Here is a 22393-nt window from a genome sequence, read left to right as displayed (position 1 = left end):
TTGTAGCTTGGTGGAAAGGGGGTTCACGACTATCATGAATCCGATAGCGCTTCACGGGCATGGTGCCGAACCAATGGCGTCGTGACTCCGGCGTGTCGGAATCCCCCACCCCGGTTCCATCGACGCCGGTCAGGGCGATGCGAGGTCTTCCCGGGGCGGTAGTGAGTTCCGGACACCGTGCCGCTCGCAGTCTGGAGGAAAACCGTTATGTCCAGTTCCGTTCCTTCACCCGGTGACGACCTTTCCGGTGGCGAATCTCCCGACGGCCGGGGCTCGCCGACCGGACGTTACGTTCTGGTGCTCAGCGACGAGGCCTTCGCCAGGGAGAGCGACCAGGTCGAAGCGCTGCGCTCGCTGAGCGGCGCCGTCAACGTGGCCAGCACATCCGACTACGAGTGGCGTGCTCTCGACGTGGAGCAGGCCGAGGGGGCCGACGCCACGGTGTTCGCCGATCTCGGCATCGGCACCTTCGCCGCCGATCCGGACCGAGCGGCGTCCATCATGGCCGCCGCGGCCGACGATCCCCGTGTGACGGCCGTCGAGGCCGAGCAGTTCATGTACGCCCTGGGCGGGCCGGGGGAAACCCGGAGCGAGTCACCGACGGTTCAGCCACCGAGCACCGACACCGGCTGGGCAACGGTTCGGACCGCGCCGGTCGAATTCGTCGACACCGCAGAGGCGACGTGGGGACTGCAGGCCACCGGGGTCCTCGACTCCGAGCGGACCGGCCAGGGCATCGGCGTGGCGGTGCTGGACACCGGACTCGACCTCCGGCACCCGGACTTCGCCGAGCGCGAGCTCACGGCGCGCTCCTTCGTCTCCGGTGAGCGGGCCCAGGACGGAAACGGGCACGGCACCCACTGCGTGGGCACTTCCTGCGGTCCGTCGAACCCACCGGAACCACCGGGCAGTCGACGCTACGGCGTGGCGGGACAGGCCGAGATCCTGGTGGGCAAGGTGCTCGGCGACGACGGGTCCGGCACGGACACCAACATCCTCGCCGCGATCAACTGGGCGGTCAGCAACGACTGCCGGGTGATTTCCCTGTCACTGGGCGCCGACATCCGGAGGGTCTCCTGGCGTTACGAGATCGTGGGCAGACGTGCGCTGAACCGTGGTTCGCTGATCGTGGCCGCCGCGGGCAACAACGCCGACCGCGATTCCGGAGATCCCGGATTCGTGGGGGTGCCCGCCAACAGCCCCTCCATCATGGCGGTGGGCGCGTTGGACTCGCGGCTCGGCATCGCCGATTTCTCCGCGCGCAGCAATCCGGTGGACGGCGGGCAGGTGGACATCGCGGCACCAGGGGTGGATGTGTACTCTACCTGGCCCATGGACCGCAGGTACCGCGCCATTTCCGGTACGAGCATGGCCACTCCGCACGTCTCGGGCATCGCCGCGTTGTGGGCACAGCGCACCGACGCGCGGGGCCAGGCGTTGTGGTCGGAACTGGTGCGTGGCGCACAACGGCTCGAACTGCCCGGCGTCGACGTCGGCGCGGGCATCGCCAAGGCGCCGTCGTGATACCGGGCCGGTTCCCATGTCCGAAGAAGTGGTGGTCACGGTAGGCGACGAGTGGGTCGACCACATCGGAACCGTCGCCGAGCGACTGCGTCAGGCCGGGATGCGCGTCGAGCGGGTACTGGAGCTGGTCGGGGTGATCACAGGATCGCTGGACGCGGAACTTTTCGACGCGGCCAGCACGGTGCCGGGAGTGGTCTCGGTGGAACGAACCGGCACGATGTGGATACCACCCGGCGAGACCGGGGAGTGAACGGCCGGGTCCGGATCCCCGGGGATTCGCGCGCTGCCGGGCCGTCCCGCCTCATCGTTCCCGGCGCTGTCCCGGGTACCACCAGTCCGGCGGTGGGCTCGGGTCGGCATGGCCACTACCGCCGTCCCCGCCCGGTGAGGCTCCGGGGCGGAGTCCCGAGCCACCCGGCATCAGTTCGGAAACGACTCGCTGGATCTCCGAGGGCGGGACCAGCCCCACCGCCCGACCCTCGTCGAGCACCAGGATCGAACGCCGGGGATCGTCGTACCTAGCGAGTACGCTGGTCACGGTCTCCCGTGCTGCCGCGGTGGTGAACTCCGAGAGGGGATCGGCCAGTTCGCGCAGCGTCCTCCGGTCCCGCTCGTAACCAGCCGTGCCGTGCAGGCGTCGCGGGTCCAGCATCCCCCGCAGGGTGCCGTCGCGGTCCACCACGGCCAGCACGGAGCCGTCGTTTCCGAACTGGGACTCCAGGACCTGCCCCACCGAGAGGTCCGACCAGAGGGGAGTGGAACCGACCGTCACCAGATCGTCTATCCGAGTGTCGCCGAGCGCCATGCCCAGCCGGGCCTGCTGGCGTTCGGCAGCGGCCGCCTGCACCACGAACAGGCCGACCAGCATCGCCCAGATCCCCTCGAGGCCACGGGTGACCACGCTGACGAATCCGCCTGCTATGAGCAGGAAGCCCAGCCCCGCTCCCGTGCGCGTCGCCCACAGGGCCGCCTTGAAGCGCTGCCCGGTGCGGGACCAGATCACCGCGCGCAGGATACGACCACCGTCCAGCGGGGCGGCCGGAAGCAGGTTGAACACCATCACCGCGAGGTTCAGTACGCCGAGGTAGGCCGCCACGATGATCGCCAGCTGGCCGGCCTGCAACGTGGCCAGCACCCACGTCGCCAGCACGAACACTCCAGCCACCACGCCGCTCACCAGAGGCCCCACCCCGGCGATGAACAGTTCAGCCCTGGGCGTGGCGGCCTCGCCGCGCAGCCGGGCTACTCCTCCGAGCAGCCACAGGGTGATCTTGTCCACGCCGAGCCCGTGTCGCAGTGCCACGAGCGCGTGGGCCAGTTCGTGCAGCAGCACCGAGACGATCAGCAGCAGTGCGGCGGCGGTGCTCGCGATCCAGTAGAAGACCGTGGCGTGCCCGGGCAGCGTGGTGGGCAGCCAGTAGGCCCCCAGCATGAAAATGATCAACCCGATGATGCCCGCCACACTCCAGTGCAGCTGCAGGCGTATACCGGCCACCCGACCCAGCGGAATCGTTCCCGTCATCACCGTTCACCGCCTCCGGCGGGGCGTCTTGACCGCGTCCGGACAGCTTGTGCTCGCTGTGCGGTCCTCCCGAACCCAGAGTAGTCGTTTCGCCGGGTGGGGATCGAACACGCCGGGCCAGGGGTCCGAGCAGCGGAGCGGAAATGCTTCCGTCGCCGCGAACGTACGGCGAACCGGACCGTTCCCGGAGCGGTGTGGTGCACCTCGTGACCGGTTCCCCTCCGGAAAGTGGCGACGACTTCCGGCATCGACAGCTCGGTGGGGTCGGTCAGCCCGTGGTGTCCGGCCGCGGCGCGCGTTCGGCCCGTCATCTCGACCGGTCACTTTCAGGAGTGCTCTCGTGCATCGTCATCTCCGCTCGACCGGAGGAGGACGTGGATCGTGCCAGGTGTTACCGCTGGAGCGTGGGGCCGTCCGGGGCGGGATCGCTCGGAAGTGGTGGTCCCGGTCGACCGGTACCGTCCGCGGGTCGTTGGTGTCGCGAGTACCGTCGAGCTCGCGACGGCGAGGGAGGGAAGACCTGCTGATGAGTACCGGCACGGCGACACCAGAACCACGGTCGGGTTCCGCGCGGGAGCGGTTGCTCGACGCCGCTTCCGAGCTGTTCTACCGGCACGGCATTCGCGCCGTCGGTATCGACACGGTCATCGAGCGGGCCGGAGTCGCCAAGATGAGCCTGTACAACCACTTCCGGTCCAAGGATGAACTCGTGGTCGCCTATCTCGAACGCCGGGAACAGCGCTGGAGCGAGTTCTTCGACACCGAACTGCGTGCTGTGGGGGGCGCACCGGGGGATCGGGTCCTGGCGGTCTTCGACATCCTGGCGAGCTGGCTCGAACGGGAGTGTCCCCGAGGGTGTGCGTTCGTCAACGCCGAGGCCGAACTCGCCGACCCCCAGCACCCGGCACAGGCGGTGATCGAGGCGGACAAGGCGCGGTTGCGGGGTTGGTTGGCCGAACTGGTCGCCGAGACCGGAGCGGCGGATTCGGGACCGCTGGCCGAGCAGATCTTCCTGCTGCTGGAGGGAGCGCTCGTCACCACCGGAACCGGGCGGGTGCGTGATCCGGTCGGGGTAGCCAGACAGGCGGCCGCCCGGCTGCTGGCGTGATTCCGCGTTTCGTCCGGGGCTGGATAGCCGCGAGCGTTCGGGGGCGACTGGTTCGGTGTGATACGGATACGGGGAGGGGGTAATCTGGGTGGCGGTTCGTTCGCGTTGACTAGGGAGGTCGTATGCGTGGCTACACCCAGGACAAGGAGGAGTACCTCAAACGGCTGCGGCGCGTCGAGGGCCAGGTTCGTGGCCTGGCGCGGATGGTCGAGAACGACGAGTACTGCATCGACGTGCTCACGCAGGTATCGGCCGTGACACGGGGACTGCAGGCGGTTTCGCTGGGACTGCTGGACGAGCACCTCAAGCACTGCGTGGCCGAGGCGGTCTCGGAGGGTGGCGAGGACGCCGACGCCAAGATCCAGGAGGCCAGCGAGGCCATCGCCCGTCTGGTGCGTTCCTGAGTCATCCCCCGGCCGCGACCGCCCGGCTGGGACCGGTGGTTCGCCGTCCACGAAACGTGTGACAGTCCCCGGCGCGGGAGTCGGTTCCCGCGGACCGTCACGGCCCCCGCAGGGGAGTCGTGCTCACAGCCCCGTCGACGGACTCCTTCCGCTCGCCGCGATTCGGTTCGCGGCGGAGCGAGGCGCTCGGCGCACGTGGGGCTGGGCGCGCCACCGGGCGACTCCGGGGACGTGGCGGTGGGACCCGCTCGATGCGCCCAGCGGCGCGGTCCGGGCGTTCGCCTCGCGGGCGGGACCCGGGCATCGAGCGAGCCGTTCCGCACCGAGTCAGTCACTCACCACTTCCGGAGGTCGTCGCCACCGGCCCCACCGACTCGTCGACCTTGCCGAACAGCGACTCGGAGCGCAGCGCGGCATAGCCCGGCTTGATCACCTCGTTGATCAGCGCGAGTCGCTGGTTGAACGGCAGGAAGGACGACTTCATCGCGTTCACGGTGAACCACTGCAGGTCGTCCAGGGTGTATCCGAAGGTGTCGATGAGCTCCCTGAACTCCCTGCTCATGCTGGTCTGGCTCATCAGCCTGTTGTCGGTGTTGACCGTCACGCGAAAGTGCAGCTCGCGCAGCAGCGCGATCGGGTGTTCCGGCAGCGAGTTCACCGTTCCGGTGTGCACGTTCGACCTGGGGCACATCTCGAGCGGAATTCGCCGGTCCCGGACGAAGGAGGCGAGCCGTCCCAGGTGGGCGGTGCCGCTCTCGTCGAACGTGATGTCGTCGAGGATCCGGACCCCGTGGCCCAGCCGCGCCGCGCCGCAGTACTGGATGGCCTCCCATATGGAAGGAAGTCCGAATCCTTCACCGGCGTGGATGGTGAAGTGGAAGTTCTCCCGTCGCAGGTACTCGAACGCCTCCAGCGACTGGGTGGGCGGGTGGCCGGCTTCGGGGCCCGCGATGTCGAACCCGACCACGCCCTGGTCGCGGTAGCGCACCGCCAGTCTGGCGATCTCGGAGGACCGCGAGGCCTGCCGCATCGCGCACAGCAGCAGTCCGACACGGATGCGCCGCCCCTGCTCCGCCGCACGGTTGGCCCCGTCGCCGAAACCGGCCAGGATCGCCTCGACCACCTCGTCCAGTTCCATGCCCGTCTGCGTGCTCAGTTCGGGGGCATACCGGATCTCTGCGTAGACCACACCGTCGGCGGCCAGGTCCTCGGCGCACTCCGCTGCGACGCGCCGCAGCGCCTCGGGGGTTTGCAGTACCCCGACCGTGTGGGTGAAACGCTCCAGGTACTCCTCCAGCGAGCCTGCTTCGGCGGCGGCCGCGAACCAGTTCTCCAGCTCTCCCGGATCCGTGCTCGGTAGTTGTTCGTAGCCGTCGCGCGCGGCGAGCTCGGCGACGGTTCGGGGGCGCAGTCCGCCGTCGAGGTGATCGTGCAGCAGTACCTTCGGGGCTTGCCTGATCTGTTCGTCGGTGGGGCCGGTGGTCATTCCTCGCAACAGCGGTACCTCCTCGAACCGTGACGATGCTGTCAGACAAGTTTGATTTTTCGAGTGTGTACACGTCGGGGAGCGAACTTGTCAAACCTCTCTCGGGTTCGACGCCCTTCGGTGTGTTCGTTCGTCCTGGCGGTGTGGTGTGCCGGATTGACCGGATGAGGAAGTTCGAACTAGCTTGTCTGACAAAGTTTTGAGCGAGGTGAAGCGTGCCGGGCAGTCGTGGGTCACAGCGCAGACCGTCTGTGGAGCTCTACGAGCGGATCGTGAACGCCATCCGCGCAGGAGACTACCCGCCCGGTTCGGCGCTGCCGTCCGAACCCGAGCTGGCCGGTGAGCTGGGGGTGAGCCGTCCGGCGCTGCGTGAGGCGTTGATCCTGCTGCAGGAGGACGGTGTGATCACGGTTCGTCGGGGAGTGGGGCGCACGGTCAGCACCGGGACACCGCACCGGGGGTTCGAGCGCCTGAACTCCGTCGAGAAGCTTCTGGGAGGCGAGACCGCGGCGGTGCGGGTGCTCGCCCGTTCCACCGAGGAACCCACCGACCTGGTGCTACAGCACTTACCGGTCCCCGCGGCCAGCGAGATCCGGTTCTGGGAGAGCATCGTCGACGTCGACGGCTCACCGGCGTGCCTGGTGCAGGAATGGATTCTGCCGGACGACTCGCTGGCCGAACTCTCCTCTCAGCTCCCCGAAGCGCTGCGCGCCGCCTCGGAACAGCCCAGGACCATGCTGGACGTGTTGACCTCGCGTTTCTCCGAGCTGTCGCTGCGTGGTTCGAGCGCGATCACCGCGAGCGTGCTCGGAGGGCAGCGCGGCGCGGCGTTCCGACGTCCCTCCGACACGCCTGTGGTGCTGATCACCCAGGTGGTCCGCAGCGACAGCACACCGCTGTTGATCGGCAAGTACATGCTGCCCAGCGGAGCGCCCGCCGTGCCGCTGTTGCAGACGCGATAGGCCCGGGAAGTCCCGCCCGGCTGTGGGGGTAGGCACAGTCGTTCCTTCCGGCGAGCCGGTTTCCGCCCGGGAATCGCGGCGTGCTCCTCCCGTGTCCCGCCGGTGAGTGGCGCTCCAGCGGAAATCGCGAGTGTCGGGGACGGGCTCGACGGTGACCACTTCTTCCGTCTACCGGCAGCCGGTTTTCACCGTCTCCGGCTGTGACCGCACGGCGGAGCTGGTCACCGAAGGTGGCGGCGGTGTCGTCATGTACCCGGAGAACGCCGAAGGGGTGGGGCGCTCGGCCGTGTGTCTCGACCGGGCCGGTGCCGAGTTCGTGGTCCTGGGGCCGGAAAGTTGGCCAGGACCCTACCGCGCACCGCGGTGTTCTTCGAGCCGCTCCCGTGGCGAAGCGTGGCGGGACTCGTTCATCGGCGGGGTCGGATGGGAATCCTGCCGATTCGGAGAGAGCACTGCGCCGGAAGGGTGCTCCGGGGTGCCGCCGGAAGGACGCTGTGCGCCGGATTGTGTTGACCGTCACGTAACGCCGTCCTAGCTTGCTTTCGAACGGTGTTCGGTTCTTCGGACAGTCGGTTTCGGGACGATCGGCTACCGCGTTCGGGTGGCTCGCCGACCTCGGCCGGGTGACCCAGCGTGTCACGGCCGGGCGGCAGAACGCGCGATTCCTAGTGTGCCGAGCACGGACGACCTTTTGAGGAGCCCATGTTTACTTATCGAATTCCCCTTCGGATCGCGGGCGTGCTCGCGGCGTTGTTGACCACTCTCGGAATCGCCGCCCCCGGCGCGTCGGCGGCGGATTACCCGATGCCCGGCACCGTTACCGGCGACATCGCCGCACACGACCCGTCGATGGTGCGAACCGAATCCGGTTACCGACTGTTCTCCACCGGCGGCGGAATACAGATGCGCCATTCCACGGACCGAATCGATTTCACGCGCACCGGTTCGGTGTTCTCCAGCGTTCCGTCCTGGGTTTACGACTACAATTCCGCGGGAGACATCTGGGCGCCGGACGTCTCCCACCACGGCGGCAGGTACCTGCTCTACTACGCCGCCTCCTCGTTCGGGTCGAATCACTCGGCGATCGGCCTGGCCACCAGCGCGACCGGTGAGCCAGGTGACTGGCAGGACCAGGGCATCGTCCACAGCACGACCACCAGTGACAACCACAACGCCATCGATCCGAACCTGTTCGTCGACAGCTCCGGAAAGTGGTGGCTGACCTTCGGCTCCTTCTGGAGCGGTATCCGCATGATCAGGTTGGATCCATCGACCGGCAAGCAGCACGGTAGCGATCGCACCCTCTATCACCTGGCCAGCGGTCCCTCCTCGGACGAGGTCGAGGCTCCGGAGATCGTCGAGCGCGACGGCTACTTCTACCTCATCGTCTCCTTCGGGCAGTGCTGCGAGGGTACCGACAGCACGTACCGGGTCATGGTCGGACGTTCCACCTCTCCCACCGGACCTTATGTGGACCGTTCCGGCACACCGATGCTGCAGGGCGGGGGCACACGGATACTCGGAAGCCACGACAACGTCATCGGCCCGGGTGGACAGAGCGTGATGCACGACTCCGACGGCAGCCTGCTCGTCTACCACTACTACGACGCCAACGATTCCGGTGCGCACAAGCTGGGCATAAACCTGCTCGCTTGGGACGCCCAGGGATGGCCCTACGTGATTTGACGGACAGCTCGTCGAACGGGGCCCCTCGAACTCCCGGTTCGACGGAGACACCGGTGGAGCGGCCGGCCTGGCTCGGCAGAGCTCCGCCGGCCGCTCCGCGAACGTGCCGGGGTCACTCCCTGTCGGGATCGGAACCGCTCGTCCCCTCGCCGGACTCCCGGGCGGTTCCGCCGCCCGACTCACCGCTCGAAGTGGTGCGGGGGGTTCTGGCCGCGCTCTGTCGCAGACCGATCAGGGGGCTGGGCTCCTCGGGGCGGGTCAGTAAATGCCGCTCCTGGTTGAGTCCCCTGGTCAGTCCCACACACATCAGCAGCAGCACGATGCAGAACGGCAGCCCGGCCACGATCGAGGCGGTCTGCAGCGCGCTCAGCGCGTCCGCACCGGTGGCCGCTCCGGCGGCCAGCAGCACCGCGGCGATCACACCCTCCAGCACGGCCCAGAACAGTCGCTGCTGCCACCTCGGGCGCGGGTCACCACCGTTGGTGAGGATGTCGACAACCAGCGAACCGGAGTCCGAGGAGGTGGCGAAGAACAGCACCACCACGATGATCGCCAGCACCGAGGCGAGGGTACTGACGACCTCCACCACCGGCAGCTGGTTGAACAGCACGAACATCGCCGTTTCCGAACTCGCCTCGCCGAGGGGGTTGTTCGGGTTGGCGCGCAGCCGTTGCAGCGCGGCGTCGCCGAACACCGTCAGCCACACCATCGAGGCCCCGACGGGGGCGAACAGCGCGCCTCCGATGAACTGCCGGATCGTGCGTCCGAACGAGATCCTGGCCAGGAACATTCCGACGAAGGGGGACCAGGAGATCCACCAGCCCCAGTAGAACAGTGTCCAGTCGGCCTGCCATTCCCTCGCCTCGGCGTTGCCCGGGTAGGTCTCGAAGCTCGTCAGCGGCAGGTTCTGCAGGTAGGTGCCGATGTTGTTCGCCAGCGCGTTGACGATGTCGCGTGATGAGGCCACCACGAACACGAACACCATCAGGGCGAAGGCCAGCCACAGGTTGATCAGTGACAGGTTGCGGATGCCCTTGTCGATACCGAGCATCACCGACACGACCGCGATGGCGGTGATGGCCAGGATCAGGATCACCTGCAGCGTGGCGGTGTTCGGGATGCCGAACAGGGTCTCCAGTCCGGCCCCCACCTGCTGGCCTCCGATACCCAGCGAGGTGGCCAGCCCGAACAGCGTGCCGAACACGGCCAGGATGTCGATCACGTGCCCGATCCAGCCGTAGATGCGTTCCCCGATCAGTGGGTAGAACGCCGAAGCGGGGCGCAGTGGCATTCCCCGGCGGAAGGCGAAGTAGCCCAGCGACAGTCCCAGCACGATGTAGATCGCCCAGGGGTGCAGTCCCCAGTGGAAGAAGGTGATGTTCATCGCTTCGGACACGTCTTGTTCGGTGCCGCCCTGGCCGGTGGGCGGATTGAGGTAGTGCGAGACCGGTTCGCTGACCGCGAAGTAGACCAGCCCGATTCCCATGCCGGCGGTGAACAGCATGGCGAACCAGGCCGTCCGGCCGTACTCGGGTTTGGAGTCCGGCGGTCCGAGCCGGATGTTGCCGAACCGGCTGAGCATGATCACGACGACGAAGATGAGGAACAGGGTGGCCGAAAGGATGTAGAGCCAGCCGAAGTTCGTGGTGATGAAGCTGTTCACGTTGCCGGCGACGGTGCTGACGTTCGCCGGGGCCAGAACCCCCCACAACACGAAAGCCACGGCCACGATCCCCGAAATGATGAACACCGGGGGATTCGTGTGCGTTCTGACATAATCTCGAATCACTGTGGATCACCATCCCCGAGCGCTGCGGGGCGCCCGCGGTGAGTGCACCGGGGCGCTTGGGCCCGCGCACCATCGTCCTCCATCCGGCCGCGCCGCGCAGGGCAGGCGGTCGTGCGTGCCCCTCGGGGCCGTTTCGACTACCTCCTGTATCGATTCCGCGGCTCGTTCGGACGTGCGGCCGGGGTGCGGCTGGCTCGGGCGGTGAACGGGTGCGTTCGGTGGGGTAGCGTGGTGAGAGTCCACCCCCGTGTGAGGAGGCCGGAGTGGTTGAACCGACGGCGAGCGCGCATGTCGATGTCGCCGCCTCACCGGAGGCGGTCTACCGGATGCTCACCGATCTCGACGTTCTCGCTGAGATCTCCGAGGAACTCGAGAGCTGCGCCTGGTTGGACGCGTCGTCGCTACGGCCTGGGGCGCGGTTTCGCGGTTTCAACCGCAATGGTGACAAGTCCTGGTCGACAGTGGCCACGGTCCGTGTCGCCGAGGGCGGGCGGCGGTTCGCCTTCGACGTCGACGACGGGGACACGCCGGTCTCGCACTGGAGTTACGAGCTGGTTCCCACCGACGAGGGATGTCGCGTCGTGGAGAGCACCTGGGACCGGCGTCCGAGCTGGTACACCCCTGTGAGCGCCGAGACCACCGGCGAGTCCGACAGGGAAGGGGCCAACCAGCGCAACATCGAGCACACACTCCGTGCGCTGAAGAAGCTGGCCGAACGGGACTGAAGGACACTCCTTCTTTTTTGCCCCACTGTGGTCGAGGTGGCTCGTGTCGACGCGGGCCGGTGCTCTTCCCGGGTGCGTGACCCGTTCCCGTCACCTGTCGCTCGGATCGGGCTCGATCCGCGCGGAACACACCGACCGCACGGGCCGGAATTTTGAATCCAGAGTGGACAAATACACTTCCCTCCCACTCTAGTGGTAACTCTTTCGTGAGAGGCAGCGGCCACCGCGAGGAGTCCCCGCGGCGGATGCGTACGATCTTGCTCGCGACCACCTCACCGCACCGGAGTTGTGCCGGGCGAGTCCACCGTGGCCCGCGAGTCGCAGCGCGGGCGTGAACTCCGGCGACGGCGGTGTCGTCTCCGTGGCCGCCATGACGCATGGTGCCCCGCACGTTCGTTCACGAGGGACGCATGACAACACAACACTCAATGAGTTCGACCCCCCACCGGTGGAGTACCACGTCAGTGGTGCGATCGGTGGGTGCCGCCGGTTTGACAGCGCTGGCGGTAGCCGGTGCGGCGGCCATCGCTCGCCAGCGACAGCGAATAGTGGAACTCGTCAGGGAACGCGAGCAGTACCTCGCCGAACTCGAACACCTGCGGACCAAGCGATTGCCCGCGTTGGCGGAGTCCCTCAACGGGATGTCGACCGCTCCGGTACCGGGGCCGTTGCGGCAGGCCGACGGCACGGCGGTCTCCGAGTCCCTCGCCGAACTCGTCGACGGTATCGAGCGGGTCGTGCGCGCCACCCGTGAGCACACCGAACAGGCTTCGCGGCGGACCCTGACCGGGGTGCTGGACACCGTGCGGGGCCTGGCCGCCGAACAGCACATGGCCGTGTCGGACATGCAGCACCGCCACGACGACGCCGACGTGCTCGCCGACCTCTACACCATCGACCACGCGGGTTCGCAGCTCAGCAGGAGGCTGCGCGGCTTCGCCGTGCTGTTCGGGGCCTGGATCGGTCAGCAGCGCTCGGCCACGAGCCTGCAGGACATACTCCGGGGAGCGCAGTCGCAGATCAGGGACTACCAGCGTATCTCGGTCAGCGCCAACAACCCCAGCACCGAGGGCGAGTCCGTCGGTGACCTCGGAGTGATCACTCGCGTGGTGGAACCGCTCGTGCTGCTCGTCGCGGAGCTGTTGGACAACGCCGCGCGCTACTCGCCACCGTACGCGCAGGTCGCGGTCGGAGTGCAACCGGCGCACAACGGTGTCGCCATCACCATCGACGACGCCGGGGTCGGCATGCCGCTGGAGGAGCGGCGCCGCGCCGAACGACTGTTGTCGAAACAGGAGGTGGCCCTCGACGAGATCGGTGATCCGCCACGGGTCGGGTTCGCCGTCGTCGGGCTGTTGGCCGCGCGCTACGGAATGACCGTCTCGGTGGACGCCCCACCGCTCTACGGCGGGATGCGAGCCGTGGTGTTCGTGCCGAACGAGTTGCTGACCCACATCGAGACCCCCGAGGAGAGCCCGGTTCGGGAGAGTGCAGCTTCGGAGTCGGCCGACAGTGGCGAGGGAGAGGCCGCACGGTCCCGGCAACGTACCCCCGGTGGGCTGCCCAAGCGCAGCCGCAGGAGACGGGAGACCACCACCGAACAGACCGAGGCGGCACCGCGCGACAGTTCCGACAGCGCGGCGGGACTGGCCGCCTGGCAGCAGGCCAGCGAGTCCAGCAGCGCCGTCCCAGCCGGCGAGAACGAGGATGAGGACACCCACGCATGAGTACGAACACCGTTCGGCGCCCGGAACTACGTTGGATGCTCGACGACGTGTTGCTGCCGGAGGTGCGCAGCGCCGTGGTCTTAGCCAGAGACGGACTGGTGATCACCGCGACGGGGGAGATCAGCGAGGCCGACGCCGACCGGTTCGCCGCGTGCCTGGCCTCGCTGCGTGGTTCCTCGGCCGCCGCCACCGAGTTCTGTGGCGATTCGTCGGAGGCACAGCCCGCGTGGAACCAGACGCTCATCGAGTTCGACACCGGCTACATCTTCCTCATCGCGGCCGGACCACACGCCTACATGGGAGTCTCGACCACCAAGAGGGTGGATATGGGACCCGCTACGCAGCGGTTCCACGCGGTGGTGCAGAAATTGGGCACCGAGCTGGGAACCTTGCCCCGTTCCGGGGACAGTGACCGCTCATGAGTCCGCCACGGCGGCGGGACCGGGAGGCGTTGGTACGCCCCTACCTGATCACGGGAGGACGTGCTCACCCGACCAGGAACACTCTCGATCTCACCACGCTCATCCAGGCCACGCGGCACGCCGATCCGTCGCTGCTCTCACCGGAGCAACGCCGGACACTGCGGCTGTGCTCCGGTGGATCCCTGTCGATCGCCGAGATAGCCGCCCACCTCGAGTTACCCGCCAGCGTCACCAGGGTGATGGTGGCCGACCTGGTGGATCAGGGACATCTGGCCACACTGTCCACCGAGTGGCAGCAGCACGGGCCGGACCGCGAACTACTGCAGGAGGTGCTTGATGGGCTCAGAGCCCTCCGGTGAGGTGTACCTGCCGGACACCGTCCGTACCGCCGTGAAAGTGCTGGTCGTGGGGCCGTTCGCGGTGGGAAAGAGTACCTTCGTGAACACACTGTCCGAGATCGAACCGCTGCACACCGAGGAGACGATGACCCGGGACGGGGCAGTCGTCGACGACCTGCACGGGATCACGGACAAGACCACCACCACCGTGGCGCTGGACTTCGGCCGCCGAACGCTCAGTGACAGGGTGGTGCTCTACATGTTCGGGACGCCGGGACAGCAGCGTTTCCTGTCGATGTGGGAGGACCTCGCGCACGGAGCGCTGGGAGCACTGGTGCTGGCCGACGTGGCACGTCTCGAGGACTCCTTCGACGTGATCAGCGTGCTCGAGGACCGAGGGTTGCCCTACGGAGTGGCGATCAACGATTTCAACACCGTCGAGATACCACCTCACGAGGAGTTACGCGAGGCCTTCGACCTGTTGCCGGAGATCCCGCTGGTCACCTGCGACGCCCGTGACCGTTCCGCCACCGCGCGGGCGATGGTCTCCCTGGTCGAGCACGTGCTCGCCTCTCCTCTCCAGCACGCCCGGGAATCCGCTTGACCGCTCTCCGCGCCGGGGTTGCGGTTTTCCGTCGGGCTCTTGGCCCGGCGGTTCCCGCTTCGTCGCCGCCCCGTCCGGGAGGACTCCCGTTGAGCTCTGAGACCGGCTCCGCGGGCCGATACCGCCGACCCGACGACCTGGCTTTCCGCTCGCCCGGTCAGAGGGATTCCCCGGAGCGTTTCCCTCCGCTCGGCGATCGCGAGGTCGCGACGTGGTATCACCCGCCGCCTGTCGGTGACACCACGCGCGGGGCCTGATTCCGAGGGCGGGGTCAGGCGGCCTCGCCGGACGCGGCCGAGCGTGCGTCGTGGCGCGTGCCGTCACCCTCCGGCGGGGGAGCGGCACTCGTACGCGCCTGGCTCATCCGTGTCCGGCCCGTGCCGCACAGCGGCGATCTCGTTCGTGAATCCCGGTCTCGGGAAGTCACCGGACGTGACTCGGGGCCGGTTCCCGGCACGAACCCCCGGGGTTCCCGCCAGCCGAATCCACATAACCGAAAGGAATTCACATGGTAGAAACCGCCCACGGCGGAGCGGCGGCACCGTCCGGTTGTCCGATGCACGCCGCGCCCACCCCGATCCACGACCACGCCTTCGCCGCCGACCCGGACGGCGTCTACGCCGAGCTGCGCGAGCAGGGGCCGCTCGCCTCGGTCGAACTGGCCCCCGGGGTGCCGGCCACGCTCGTGCTCGACCACGAGACCGCCCTTTCGGTGCTGCGTGATCCCGACACCTTCCCCAAGGACTCCCGCGCCTGGCAGCGCGAGGCACCGGCGGACAGCCCGGTCGTGGCGATGATGATGTACCGGGACAACGTGCTGTTCCAGGACGGCCCCGCCCACGACCGGCTGCGCCAGGCCATCACCGACAGTCTCGGCAGGATCGATGCCTTCACGCTGCGCCGCTACGTCACCGAGAGCGCGGAAAGCCTCATCCGGGACTTCGGACCCGACGGGCGCGCCGACCTGCTCGCCGACTACGCGCGGGTGCTGCCGCTGCTGGTGCTCAACCGGCTGTTCGGCAGTCCACCGGAGCTGACCACACGCATGGTGGACGCGATCACCGCGCTGTGGGACGGGGTGGACACCGAGCGGGCCAACCTGGAGCTCGGCAAGTGCATCGCCGAATTGGTAGCGCTGCGTCGTGACCAGCCCTCGTCCGACATAACCACCTGGTTGCTGCGGCACGAGGCCGACCTCGACGACGAGGAGATGGTGCAGCAGCTCGTGGTGCTGATGGGAGCCGGTGCCGAACCGATGCAGAACCTGATCGCCAACGCGTTGCGGCTGTGGCTGTCCGACGACCGCTTCGCGGGTGACCTGTCCGGAGGGCGACTGCCGGTGGAGGACGCCATCGACGAGGTGCTGTGGAAGCAGCCGCCGTTGGCGAACTACGCGATCACCTTCCCCACCCGCGAGGTGGAACTCGCCGGAACTCAGCTCCCCGCTCACCAACCCGTGGTGATCGGAATCGCGGCGGCCAACACCGATCCCGCACTGCGGGACTCCCGCCGCGACGGCAACCGCGCCCACCTGGCCTGGAGCGCCGGGCCGCACACCTGCCCGGCACGAGGCACGGCTCGTTTGATCGCCTCTGTCGCGATCGAGACCATTTTGGATACGTTGCCCGATATGGACTTGGCTGTGCCCGCCGACGAGTTGGAGTGGCGACCCGGGCCCTTCCACCGTGCTCTGACCGCGCTGCCGGTGCACTTCCCGCCTGTCCAGGAACCTGACCGTCGTGACGAGACACCTGGAGAAAGCGGCCAATGGAGCACTCGTCCTGCCCGCACGTCCTGGATCCAGCCGGAGACGACATCCACACCGAGGCGCGCCGGCTCCGTGAGCAAGGCCCCGTCGCGCGCGTTGAGCTACCTGGGGGAGTGGTTGCTTGGTCGGTGACCAGTCATCGGCGATTACGTGAGCTGCTCGCGGACAACCGGGTTTCCAAGGATCCGCGACAGCACTGGCCGAGCTGGATCAACGGTGACGTGCCGGAGGACTGGGCGCTGGCGAGCTGGGTCGCGGTCCGCAACATGTTCACCGCGCACGGCCGGGAGCACCGCAGGCTCCGTTCGCTGGTGTCCACGGCGTTCACCCCGCGTCGGATCGCCGCGATGCGTCCCTACGTCGAGACGATCACCACCGAGCTGCTCGACGAGCTGGCCGCCTCGCCCGCGCGGGGCGGTGTCGACCTGCGCGAAAGCTTCGCCTATCCGCTCCCCATCGCGGTGATCTGCCATCTGTTCGGGGTTCCCGACGAGGCCAAACCCGGCCTGCGTCGCATCGTCGACGGGGTGTTCGACACCTCCGCCACACCGGAGCGGGTCCGGGCCACGCAGTACGAACTCTACTCGCTGCTCAACGACCTGGTGGCCGCCAAACGCGCCGATCCCGGCGACGACCTGACCAGCGTGCTGCTGAGGGCGCGCGACGAGAACGAGGGCAAACTCGACGAGCGTGAACTCGTCGACACGCTGATCCTGCTGATCGGTGCCGGGCACGAGACCACCGTCAACCTGCTCGACCACGCCATAACCGCCGTGCTGCGCCACCCCGAGCAGCTGGCCCTGGTCCGTGACGGTTCGGTCTCCTGGGAACAGGTGGTCACCGAAACGCTGCGGTGGCAGGCGCCGCTGGCCAACGTTCCGCTGCGCTACGCCGTCGAGGACATCGAGATCGACGGTGTCGTGATCCGCGCGGGAGAGCCCATTCTGGCGAGTTACGCCGCGGCCGGTCGTGATCCGGAGCGCTACGAACGCCCCGACGAGTTCGACGTCACCCGTTCGGACAACGGTGACCACCTGGCGTTCGGGCACGGTGCGCACTACTGTCTCGGGGCTCCGCTGGCGCGGCTGGAGGCGGAGATCGCACTACCGGCGCTGTTCGACCGATTCCCGGGGATGCGTCTCGCGGTCCCGGACTCCGAACTCCGCCCGGCCGGCGGGTTCATCGCCAACGGCCACGCCTCCCTCCCGGTGATGCTGGACGGGCTCCCGAATCCCAGGTGAGGAGCCACCACCCGATAGTGCCGCCGGGGCCACCCGGCGCCCACGCGGCCCGGGTGGGCACACCCGGTACCGTGTCCGGTTCGGACGCGGGGCGAGTTCTCGTGGCGGCGGACGGCCGCCGTCTCGCGATCGTCCGAACCGAATTTCGAACAAGTCCTCGAGAAGGGACGGATGGTTTGTTCGCACGGCGGAAACTGATGAACTGGGGTGCGGGACTGGCCGCCTCGGCGGGACTGGCTCGTTCCGCCCGCCCGGAGTCCGGGGGTGGCGGCAGGCCGAGGTTCGACCCGAGCGATATGCGGCTGGTCAGTCTCTCGCACGTCAACGATCCGGAAACCACCAACGTCTACCCGGGCGATCCGGAGTTCACCCTGAGCACGGTCGCCACCCTCGAGGAGGACGGCTTCTACCTGCAGTACGTGCGAGAAGGTGAGCACACCGGTACGCACTTCGGTGCCCCCTGCCACTTCAATGCCGGTGAGCCCAGCTCCGACGAGCTGCACCCCGAGGACCTGATGCTGCCTGCGGTCAAACTCGACATCCGGGACCGGGCCGAACGGGACCCCGACTACGCCGTGACCGTGGAGGACCTGTGGTGGTTCGAACGCGAGCACGGGCCCATCCCGGAGGGGGCGGCGGTGGTGTTGTGGACCGGGTGGCAGGAGAAATGGGGCACCCCGGACTTCCACAACTTCGACGAACAGGGGCGGATGCACCACCCGGGTTTCGCGCCGGAGGCGGTGAGCTGGCTGTTGGAGACCGGCCGGCTGGGCTACCGCGGAGCGCTCGGCACGGACACCTTCAGCCCCGACGTGGGAATCGACGACCGCTACCGGGTGTCGTTGATGCTGTACCGACGGCACCGCATCAGTCTGGAGGTGCTGGCCAATCTGGAGAGCCTGCCGGTCACCGGTGGATGGGTGCTGGCGGGCGGCCCGCTCCACCGTAACGGCTCGGGCGCCACGGCGACGGTGTTCGGGATGGTGCCGAGGCACTGAGCGAGGCGGGAGCCCCGGTCCGGCCCGGTGCCGAGGGTACGAGCGGTCCGCCCGCCCGTCGAATCCGGGCGGGCGGTCACGTCGAGCACGGCGTGGGGCGAGTACCGGGGCTTCCCGGAAGCGGTGCCTCGTGGGGAGGATGTCGGTGCCCGTGCGGGCCGCGAGGTCCGCGGTTCAGTTGTGCAGTGACACGCCGTCGTCGCGGAGCCGCGTGTCCCCGTGGTTCGAGGTGTCCTCGGGGGTCGTGAGTTGCTCCACGGGCGCCGGCGTGGCCTCCTGGGCGGAACTCTCGTGGGGCCCAGGTACCCGCGCTCGCCGCTTTCGCCGTTGTTTCGTGGTGTACATCGCCACGTCGGCGTGGTGCAGCAGGGTCTGCGCCGAGATCTCCCCGTCGGCGGGGCAGTGCACCACACCGAGGCTGCCGCCTATCGTGTGGCTGCGCCCCTCGACGTCGAAGGGACGTTGCAGTGCCGCGAGGACCCTGCCGCCGACCTGCTCGGAGTCCTGCCTGCGTTCCGTTTCCACCAGTACCGCGAACTCGTCCCCGCCGAGGCGGGCCACGGTGTCGGCCGCGCGCACGCACTCGCGGAGCCTGTCGGCGACATCGCGCAGCAACGCGTCCCCCGCGGCGTGGCCGAAGGTGTCGTTGACCATTTTGAAGCCGTCGAGATCCAAGTACAGCAACCCGAACGGGTAGTGCGTCTCGCGGTTGCGCCTTATGCTCTCGCTGAGCCTCTCGTAGAGCAACGTGCGATTCGCCAGTCCGGTCAGCGGATCGTGCGAAGCCTGGTGCGCCAGATCCTGCTGGGCGCTTCTCACCTTCTCCAGGAGCTTGGCGTTGTCGATGAGCGTGACCAGCTGCCGTATCACGACCAGCACGAACAGCAGGAACACTCCGACGACTTCCAGATCGTCGCTGCCGGAGCCGAGGACGGTCTTCACGGTCGTGAAACCGGCCGCGAGCATCAGCGGCAGGTAGGGCAGCATCAGGTGCGCCCAGTCGACCGCCCGGTCCCGGCGGGGGCGCTCCTCGCCGGTGTCGCGGTGGTCGGGAGCGAGCGCCGCCAGCGCGATCAGGGCCGGTCCCGCCACGAAACCCGCGTCGAACAGCGGGTTCATGCTGGGGGCGCCGCTGCTGACCAGGTAGGCGAAGATGCTGTCCGAGACCGACAGTGCGATCAGGCCGGACCCCAGCAGCAACAGGCGAAGGCTGCCGCCGGCACGCCGGAACGAGGCGAGCAGGATCACGATCACCACGAGCACGAGGTCGGTGACGGGGTAGGCCACCGCGACCACGAATCCCGGCACGGTGGGCGCTCCGGAACTCACCACGGCTCCCAGGGCGGTCGCCCAGGTCAGCAGGAACAGCGACCCCGTGACGATCAGACCGTCCAGCACCAGTACCGCCCGGGTGCGGGCCGTTCCGCGTGAGGAGCGCGCCGTGATCCCTTTCACCGGTGTGCTGTCCTCCGCGAACACCAGCAGGGCGGGCAGCGCGAACACCGGCAGCGTCAGGAAGCCGACATCGGCCAGTGAGGGGGAGGGCAGTGGTATGTCGGCGAAGGTTCGGAACCAGGCCCACACCGCCATGCCCGCGGTCCATCCCGCGGTACCGAGCCCCAGCAGCGACCGCCAGAGTCGTTGACTCCCCCGGGTGAACCGGGCCTGCCACCAGCACGCGATCGTCGCCGCGCTACCGCTGATCAGTTGTGCCACGTCGTCGACGATCAGTGCGGCCTTCGCGGTGAGCACCCCGCTTCCCAACACGGCGAGCACCGCCACGACGTAGCAGCACACCAGCGCCGACAACAGCGGAAAATGTCTGGTCATCGATCCTCCGCCGGCGGCGAACGGGAGTGGAGATCGCGGCCGGGTCATTTTACGCTCCGCCGCGATCATGGGACCAGCGGTGATCGTGGTAATTCACTCCGTCGTTACTGTGCGGAATATTCCGACAGAACGTGAATCCGGCCGGTTCGGGCGGCCCGGGGAACGGCGTGAACAATCGTTCCGTCCGTTTCGAGCGGGGTTTTCCCGGCCCGTTTCCTCGCGGCCGGTTCAGCGCTACCGTCGTTTCGCGGGAAAGGGACAGCCCCCTTCGGCCCGTCTCGCCCAGGTTGGACGAGCGTCTTTTCGAGCGGGGGACAGGCGGGCAATAGGATCCGGCGGGCCGTGTCGACAGTGCTAGGAGCGTTCATGTCCGTACCCGCCGATCGGGCACTCGGTCTCGGAGGAGTCCGGACCGGGTGGTCACCGAACGATCCGATGGCCTCCGTGGCGACGGCGTACCGGATCACGAACAACATCAAGGAAGGATTGAGCGGTCCGAAGGTCAGAAGCGCCGTGCGGGATCTGCGGAGACTGCTGCGGGCCGACGCGGTCGTGCTGAGCGGGCTGTCCGGGCAACGGGAACAGGTGGGACGTCCGGAAGATCCGGGGGAGGTCGGCAAGCTGGTCGAACGAGTGCTGCACACCGAGACCCGGCAGGGAAGGCCTCCGATGACCGCCGTTCCGCTCCGCTCCAGCGAGGAGCTGCTCGGGGTGCTGCTGGTGTGCGGTGACGTGCCGGTGTCGGCGGTGAACCGGGCCGCGGACTGGATCGAGGACTCCTTGGAGCGCGGCAGGCTGGAGAGCTCCGCGGAGCAGGCCGCGCGTTCGGAGCTCCGCGCCCTGCGGGCCGAGATCTCCCCCCACTTCGTCTACAACGCGTTGACCGTGATCGGATCACTCGTCCGCTCCGAGCCGGACCGGTGCCGCGAACTCGTGCTCGACTTCGCCGACTTCATCCGCTACGGGCTCGCGCGCAACCGCGAGTACGCCACCGTCTCCGACGAGTTCCACGCCATCGAGACCTACCTCGCGCTGCAGCGCGCGGTGCTCGGCGACCGCCTGCGGGTGCGGATCCGGGTGGCCCCCGACGTGCTGGCGGTCTCGGTGCCCTACCTGGTACTACAACCCCTCGTGGAGAACGCGGTGCGGCACGGCGTGCAGCCCGCCTTCGCCGGTCGCCCCGACGGGGCCGGTCTCGTGCAGGTCTCCGGCGAGGCGTCCGGTAACGACCTCGTGATCAGCGTGGAGGACGACGGAGTGGGCATGGACCCCGCGGAGGCGGAGGCGATACTGGCCGGTCGCGGCTCCGAGCACAGCGTCGGACTGGCCAACGTGGATCGCAGGCTCCGGTCGATCTACGGCGCCTGGTACGGACTGGTCGTCGAGACGGCCAGGGGGGCGGGCACGAAGGTGATCGTCCGGGTTCCGATGTTCCAACCCGGAGTGGTGCCGCGATGACGCGGAGACTGCGAGTGCTGGCCGTCGACGACGTTCGTCCCGCGCTGGACGAGCTGTGCGGGATGCTGGGGGACGCCCCCGAGGTCGACGAGGTGGTGGGAGCCGGTGAGGCGCTGGAAGCGTTGCGACTGATCCAGGGCGATCGGTTCGACGTGGTGTTCCTGGACATCTCCATGCCGGGGCTCGACGGCATCGAACTGGCGTCGCTGCTGGCTAGGTTGAGCACCCCACCGGTGCTCGTGTTCGTCACGGCCTACGACGGGCACGCCGTGACGGCCTACGACATCGGTGCCGTCGACTACGTGCTCAAGCCGGTACGCTCCGAACGCCTGTCGGCTGCCCTGGACAAGGTGAGCAGGATGGTGGCCGCCGGTGAGGTCGTCGACTCGCGGCAGTCCGTACCACCGACCGACGCCATGCCCGCCCTGCCGGTGGAGACGGCGGGGCGCACCAAGTACGTGCGGCGCGGCGACGTGCGTTTCGTCTCCGCCGACGGCGACTACGTCCGGTTGCACACTCCCTCGGGGGAGTACGTGGTGCGGATGCCCATCTCGCGACTGGAGGAGTACTGGTGTCGGGCCGGTTTCCAGCGGGTGCATCGTAGCTTCCTGGTAGCCCTGCACGCGGTGCTGGAGCTGCGCAGCGACTCCGCGGGCGGACTCGTGGCGCACACCGAGATCGGTGATGTTCCCGTCAGCAGGAGACACGCGCGTGACCTGCGAGAGCAGCTGTTGCGGCAGGCGCAGCGCGCCGAACTGGGCAGTCCGGTGCGGGGGAGCCGATGAGCGGGGGGAAACGGGT

At 68.2% G+C, this 22393-nt stretch carries 20 protein-coding genes; 16 read left to right on the top strand and 4 right to left on the bottom strand.

What is annotated here, in order from left to right; all coding sequences use genetic code 11:
• Window positions 1-207 precede the first annotated feature (207 nt).
• Complete coding sequence (locus tag BLQ75_RS06080) at window positions 208-1524, top strand: S8 family serine peptidase (RefSeq protein WP_092599059.1); 1317 nt, start codon at window positions 208-210, stop codon at window positions 1522-1524.
• Between the two features lie 16 nt (window positions 1525-1540).
• Window positions 1541-1774 carry a hypothetical protein gene (locus BLQ75_RS06075; RefSeq protein ID WP_092599056.1) on the top strand — a complete coding sequence of 78 codons (234 nt, stop codon included), beginning with the start codon at window positions 1541-1543 and terminating at the stop codon, window positions 1772-1774.
• Between the two features lie 51 nt (window positions 1775-1825).
• Here BLQ75_RS06075 and BLQ75_RS06070 read toward each other — a convergent pair whose 3' ends face one another.
• The gene (locus tag BLQ75_RS06070; RefSeq protein ID WP_092599053.1) at window positions 1826-3046 is read right to left on the bottom strand and encodes a site-2 protease family protein; all 1221 of its coding nucleotides are present in this window, start codon (window positions 3044-3046) and stop codon (window positions 1826-1828) included.
• A gap of 526 nt (window positions 3047-3572) precedes the next feature.
• Here BLQ75_RS06070 and BLQ75_RS06065 point away from each other — a divergent pair.
• Both BLQ75_RS06065 and BLQ75_RS06060 read left to right on the top strand, forming a co-directional pair.
• Window positions 3573-4154, top strand: a complete 582-nt coding sequence (locus BLQ75_RS06065; protein ID WP_092599050.1) for a TetR/AcrR family transcriptional regulator — start codon at window positions 3573-3575, stop codon at window positions 4152-4154.
• A gap of 122 nt (window positions 4155-4276) precedes the next feature.
• Window positions 4277-4558 carry a metal-sensitive transcriptional regulator gene (locus BLQ75_RS06060; RefSeq protein WP_043573332.1) on the top strand — a complete coding sequence of 94 codons (282 nt, stop codon included), beginning with the start codon at window positions 4277-4279 and terminating at the stop codon, window positions 4556-4558.
• A 331-nt stretch (window positions 4559-4889) separates the two neighbouring features.
• Here the strand turns inward: BLQ75_RS06060 and BLQ75_RS06055 are convergent, their stop codons facing one another.
• The gene (locus BLQ75_RS06055; protein ID WP_092599047.1) at window positions 4890-6044 is read right to left on the bottom strand and encodes an adenosine deaminase; all 1155 of its coding nucleotides are present in this window, start codon (window positions 6042-6044) and stop codon (window positions 4890-4892) included.
• Between the two features lie 215 nt (window positions 6045-6259).
• Here BLQ75_RS06055 and BLQ75_RS06050 point away from each other — a divergent pair, with 215 nt between their 5' ends.
• Window positions 6260-7006, top strand: coding sequence for a GntR family transcriptional regulator (locus BLQ75_RS06050; RefSeq protein WP_244515276.1), 747 nt, complete (start codon window positions 6260-6262; stop codon window positions 7004-7006).
• Window positions 7007-7708: 702 nt separating this feature from the next.
• Window positions 7709-8692, top strand: a complete 984-nt coding sequence (locus tag BLQ75_RS06040; RefSeq protein WP_092599038.1) for an arabinan endo-1,5-alpha-L-arabinosidase — start codon at window positions 7709-7711, stop codon at window positions 8690-8692.
• A gap of 112 nt (window positions 8693-8804) precedes the next feature.
• Here BLQ75_RS06040 and BLQ75_RS06035 read toward each other — a convergent pair whose 3' ends face one another.
• Window positions 8805-10442, bottom strand: coding sequence for a BCCT family transporter (locus BLQ75_RS06035; RefSeq protein WP_211481192.1), 1638 nt, complete (start codon window positions 10440-10442; stop codon window positions 8805-8807).
• Between the two features lie 302 nt (window positions 10443-10744).
• Between BLQ75_RS06035 and BLQ75_RS06030 the strand changes: the two genes are divergently transcribed.
• The 8 genes from BLQ75_RS06030 to BLQ75_RS05995 all read left to right on the top strand — a co-directional run bounded on the left by BLQ75_RS06030 (window position 10745) and on the right by BLQ75_RS05995 (window position 18304).
• Complete coding sequence (locus BLQ75_RS06030; protein WP_092599032.1) at window positions 10745-11206, top strand: SRPBCC family protein; 462 nt, start codon at window positions 10745-10747, stop codon at window positions 11204-11206.
• A 491-nt stretch (window positions 11207-11697) separates the two neighbouring features.
• Window positions 11698-12933, top strand: a complete 1236-nt coding sequence (locus BLQ75_RS06025) for an ATP-binding protein (RefSeq protein ID WP_244515275.1) — start codon at window positions 11698-11700, stop codon at window positions 12931-12933.
• Window positions 12930-13355 carry a roadblock/LC7 domain-containing protein gene (locus tag BLQ75_RS06020; protein WP_092599026.1) on the top strand — a complete coding sequence of 142 codons (426 nt, stop codon included), beginning with the start codon at window positions 12930-12932 and terminating at the stop codon, window positions 13353-13355. Before BLQ75_RS06025 ends, BLQ75_RS06020 begins: the two co-directional genes overlap by 4 nt.
• Entirely contained in the window at window positions 13352-13714 is a 363-nt protein-coding gene (locus tag BLQ75_RS06015) for a DUF742 domain-containing protein (protein WP_092599023.1), read from the top strand. The genes BLQ75_RS06020 and BLQ75_RS06015 overlap by 4 nt, the downstream gene beginning before the upstream one ends.
• Window positions 13692-14297 (top strand): GTP-binding protein, encoded by a 606-nt coding sequence (locus BLQ75_RS06010; RefSeq protein WP_092599020.1) that lies wholly within the window; start codon window positions 13692-13694, stop codon window positions 14295-14297. Before BLQ75_RS06015 ends, BLQ75_RS06010 begins: the two co-directional genes overlap by 23 nt.
• Window positions 14298-14805: 508 nt before the next feature.
• Window positions 14806-16197, top strand: a complete 1392-nt coding sequence (locus BLQ75_RS24145) for a cytochrome P450 (RefSeq protein WP_244515274.1) — start codon at window positions 14806-14808, stop codon at window positions 16195-16197.
• On the top strand, window positions 16194-17306 hold the full coding sequence (locus BLQ75_RS06000; protein WP_244515273.1) for a cytochrome P450 family protein: 1113 nt from the start codon (window positions 16194-16196) through the stop codon (window positions 17304-17306). Before BLQ75_RS24145 ends, BLQ75_RS06000 begins: the two co-directional genes overlap by 4 nt.
• A 197-nt stretch (window positions 17307-17503) precedes the next feature.
• Window positions 17504-18304, top strand: coding sequence for a cyclase family protein (locus tag BLQ75_RS05995; protein ID WP_092599670.1), 801 nt, complete (start codon window positions 17504-17506; stop codon window positions 18302-18304).
• 174 nt (window positions 18305-18478) lie between these two features.
• Here the strand turns inward: BLQ75_RS05995 and BLQ75_RS05990 are convergent, their stop codons facing one another.
• Window positions 18479-20134 carry a GGDEF domain-containing protein gene (locus BLQ75_RS05990; RefSeq protein ID WP_170837351.1) on the bottom strand — a complete coding sequence of 552 codons (1656 nt, stop codon included), beginning with the start codon at window positions 20132-20134 and terminating at the stop codon, window positions 18479-18481.
• Between the two features lie 366 nt (window positions 20135-20500).
• On the opposite strand from BLQ75_RS05990, the gene BLQ75_RS05985 reads away from it, so the two are divergent.
• Window positions 20501-21592, top strand: coding sequence for a sensor histidine kinase (locus tag BLQ75_RS05985; RefSeq protein WP_092599011.1), 1092 nt, complete (start codon window positions 20501-20503; stop codon window positions 21590-21592).
• The gene (locus tag BLQ75_RS05980; RefSeq protein WP_092599008.1) at window positions 21589-22377 is read left to right on the top strand and encodes a LytR/AlgR family response regulator transcription factor; all 789 of its coding nucleotides are present in this window, start codon (window positions 21589-21591) and stop codon (window positions 22375-22377) included. Before BLQ75_RS05985 ends, BLQ75_RS05980 begins: the two co-directional genes overlap by 4 nt.
• The last annotated feature ends 16 nt before the right edge of the window (window positions 22378-22393 follow it).

This window comes from Actinopolyspora xinjiangensis (assembly GCF_900104475.1).
Taxonomy (GTDB): Bacteria; Actinomycetota; Actinomycetes; order Mycobacteriales; family Pseudonocardiaceae; genus Actinopolyspora; species Actinopolyspora xinjiangensis.
This window is presented reverse-complemented; position numbering and strand designations above follow the sequence as displayed.

Bases quoted from the DNA above. Each gene is read 5' to 3' on its own strand.
- BLQ75_RS06040 (WP_092599038.1), top strand. From the start codon at position 7,709: ATGTTTACTTATCGAATTCCCCTTCGGATCGCGGGCGTGCTCGCGGCG.
- BLQ75_RS06070 (WP_092599053.1), bottom strand. From the start codon at position 3,046: ATGACGGGAACGATTCCGCTGGGTCGGGTGGCCGGTATACGCCTGCAG.
- BLQ75_RS06080 (WP_092599059.1), top strand. From the start codon at position 208: ATGTCCAGTTCCGTTCCTTCACCCGGTGACGACCTTTCCGGTGGCGAA.
- BLQ75_RS06015 (WP_092599023.1), top strand. From the start codon at position 13,352: ATGAGTCCGCCACGGCGGCGGGACCGGGAGGCGTTGGTACGCCCCTAC.
- BLQ75_RS05990 (WP_170837351.1), bottom strand. From the start codon at position 20,134: ATGACCAGACATTTTCCGCTGTTGTCGGCGCTGGTGTGCTGCTACGTC.
- BLQ75_RS06010 (WP_092599020.1), top strand. From the start codon at position 13,692: ATGGGCTCAGAGCCCTCCGGTGAGGTGTACCTGCCGGACACCGTCCGT.
- BLQ75_RS06055 (WP_092599047.1), bottom strand. From the start codon at position 6,044: ATGACCACCGGCCCCACCGACGAACAGATCAGGCAAGCCCCGAAGGTA.
- BLQ75_RS06060 (WP_043573332.1), top strand. From the start codon at position 4,277: ATGCGTGGCTACACCCAGGACAAGGAGGAGTACCTCAAACGGCTGCGG.
- BLQ75_RS05995 (WP_092599670.1), top strand. From the start codon at position 17,504: ATGAACTGGGGTGCGGGACTGGCCGCCTCGGCGGGACTGGCTCGTTCC.
- BLQ75_RS06065 (WP_092599050.1), top strand. From the start codon at position 3,573: ATGAGTACCGGCACGGCGACACCAGAACCACGGTCGGGTTCCGCGCGG.
- BLQ75_RS06075 (WP_092599056.1), top strand. From the start codon at position 1,541: ATGTCCGAAGAAGTGGTGGTCACGGTAGGCGACGAGTGGGTCGACCAC.
- BLQ75_RS05980 (WP_092599008.1), top strand. From the start codon at position 21,589: ATGACGCGGAGACTGCGAGTGCTGGCCGTCGACGACGTTCGTCCCGCG.
- BLQ75_RS06020 (WP_092599026.1), top strand. From the start codon at position 12,930: ATGAGTACGAACACCGTTCGGCGCCCGGAACTACGTTGGATGCTCGAC.
- BLQ75_RS05985 (WP_092599011.1), top strand. From the start codon at position 20,501: ATGTCCGTACCCGCCGATCGGGCACTCGGTCTCGGAGGAGTCCGGACC.
- BLQ75_RS24145 (WP_244515274.1), top strand. From the start codon at position 14,806: ATGGTAGAAACCGCCCACGGCGGAGCGGCGGCACCGTCCGGTTGTCCG.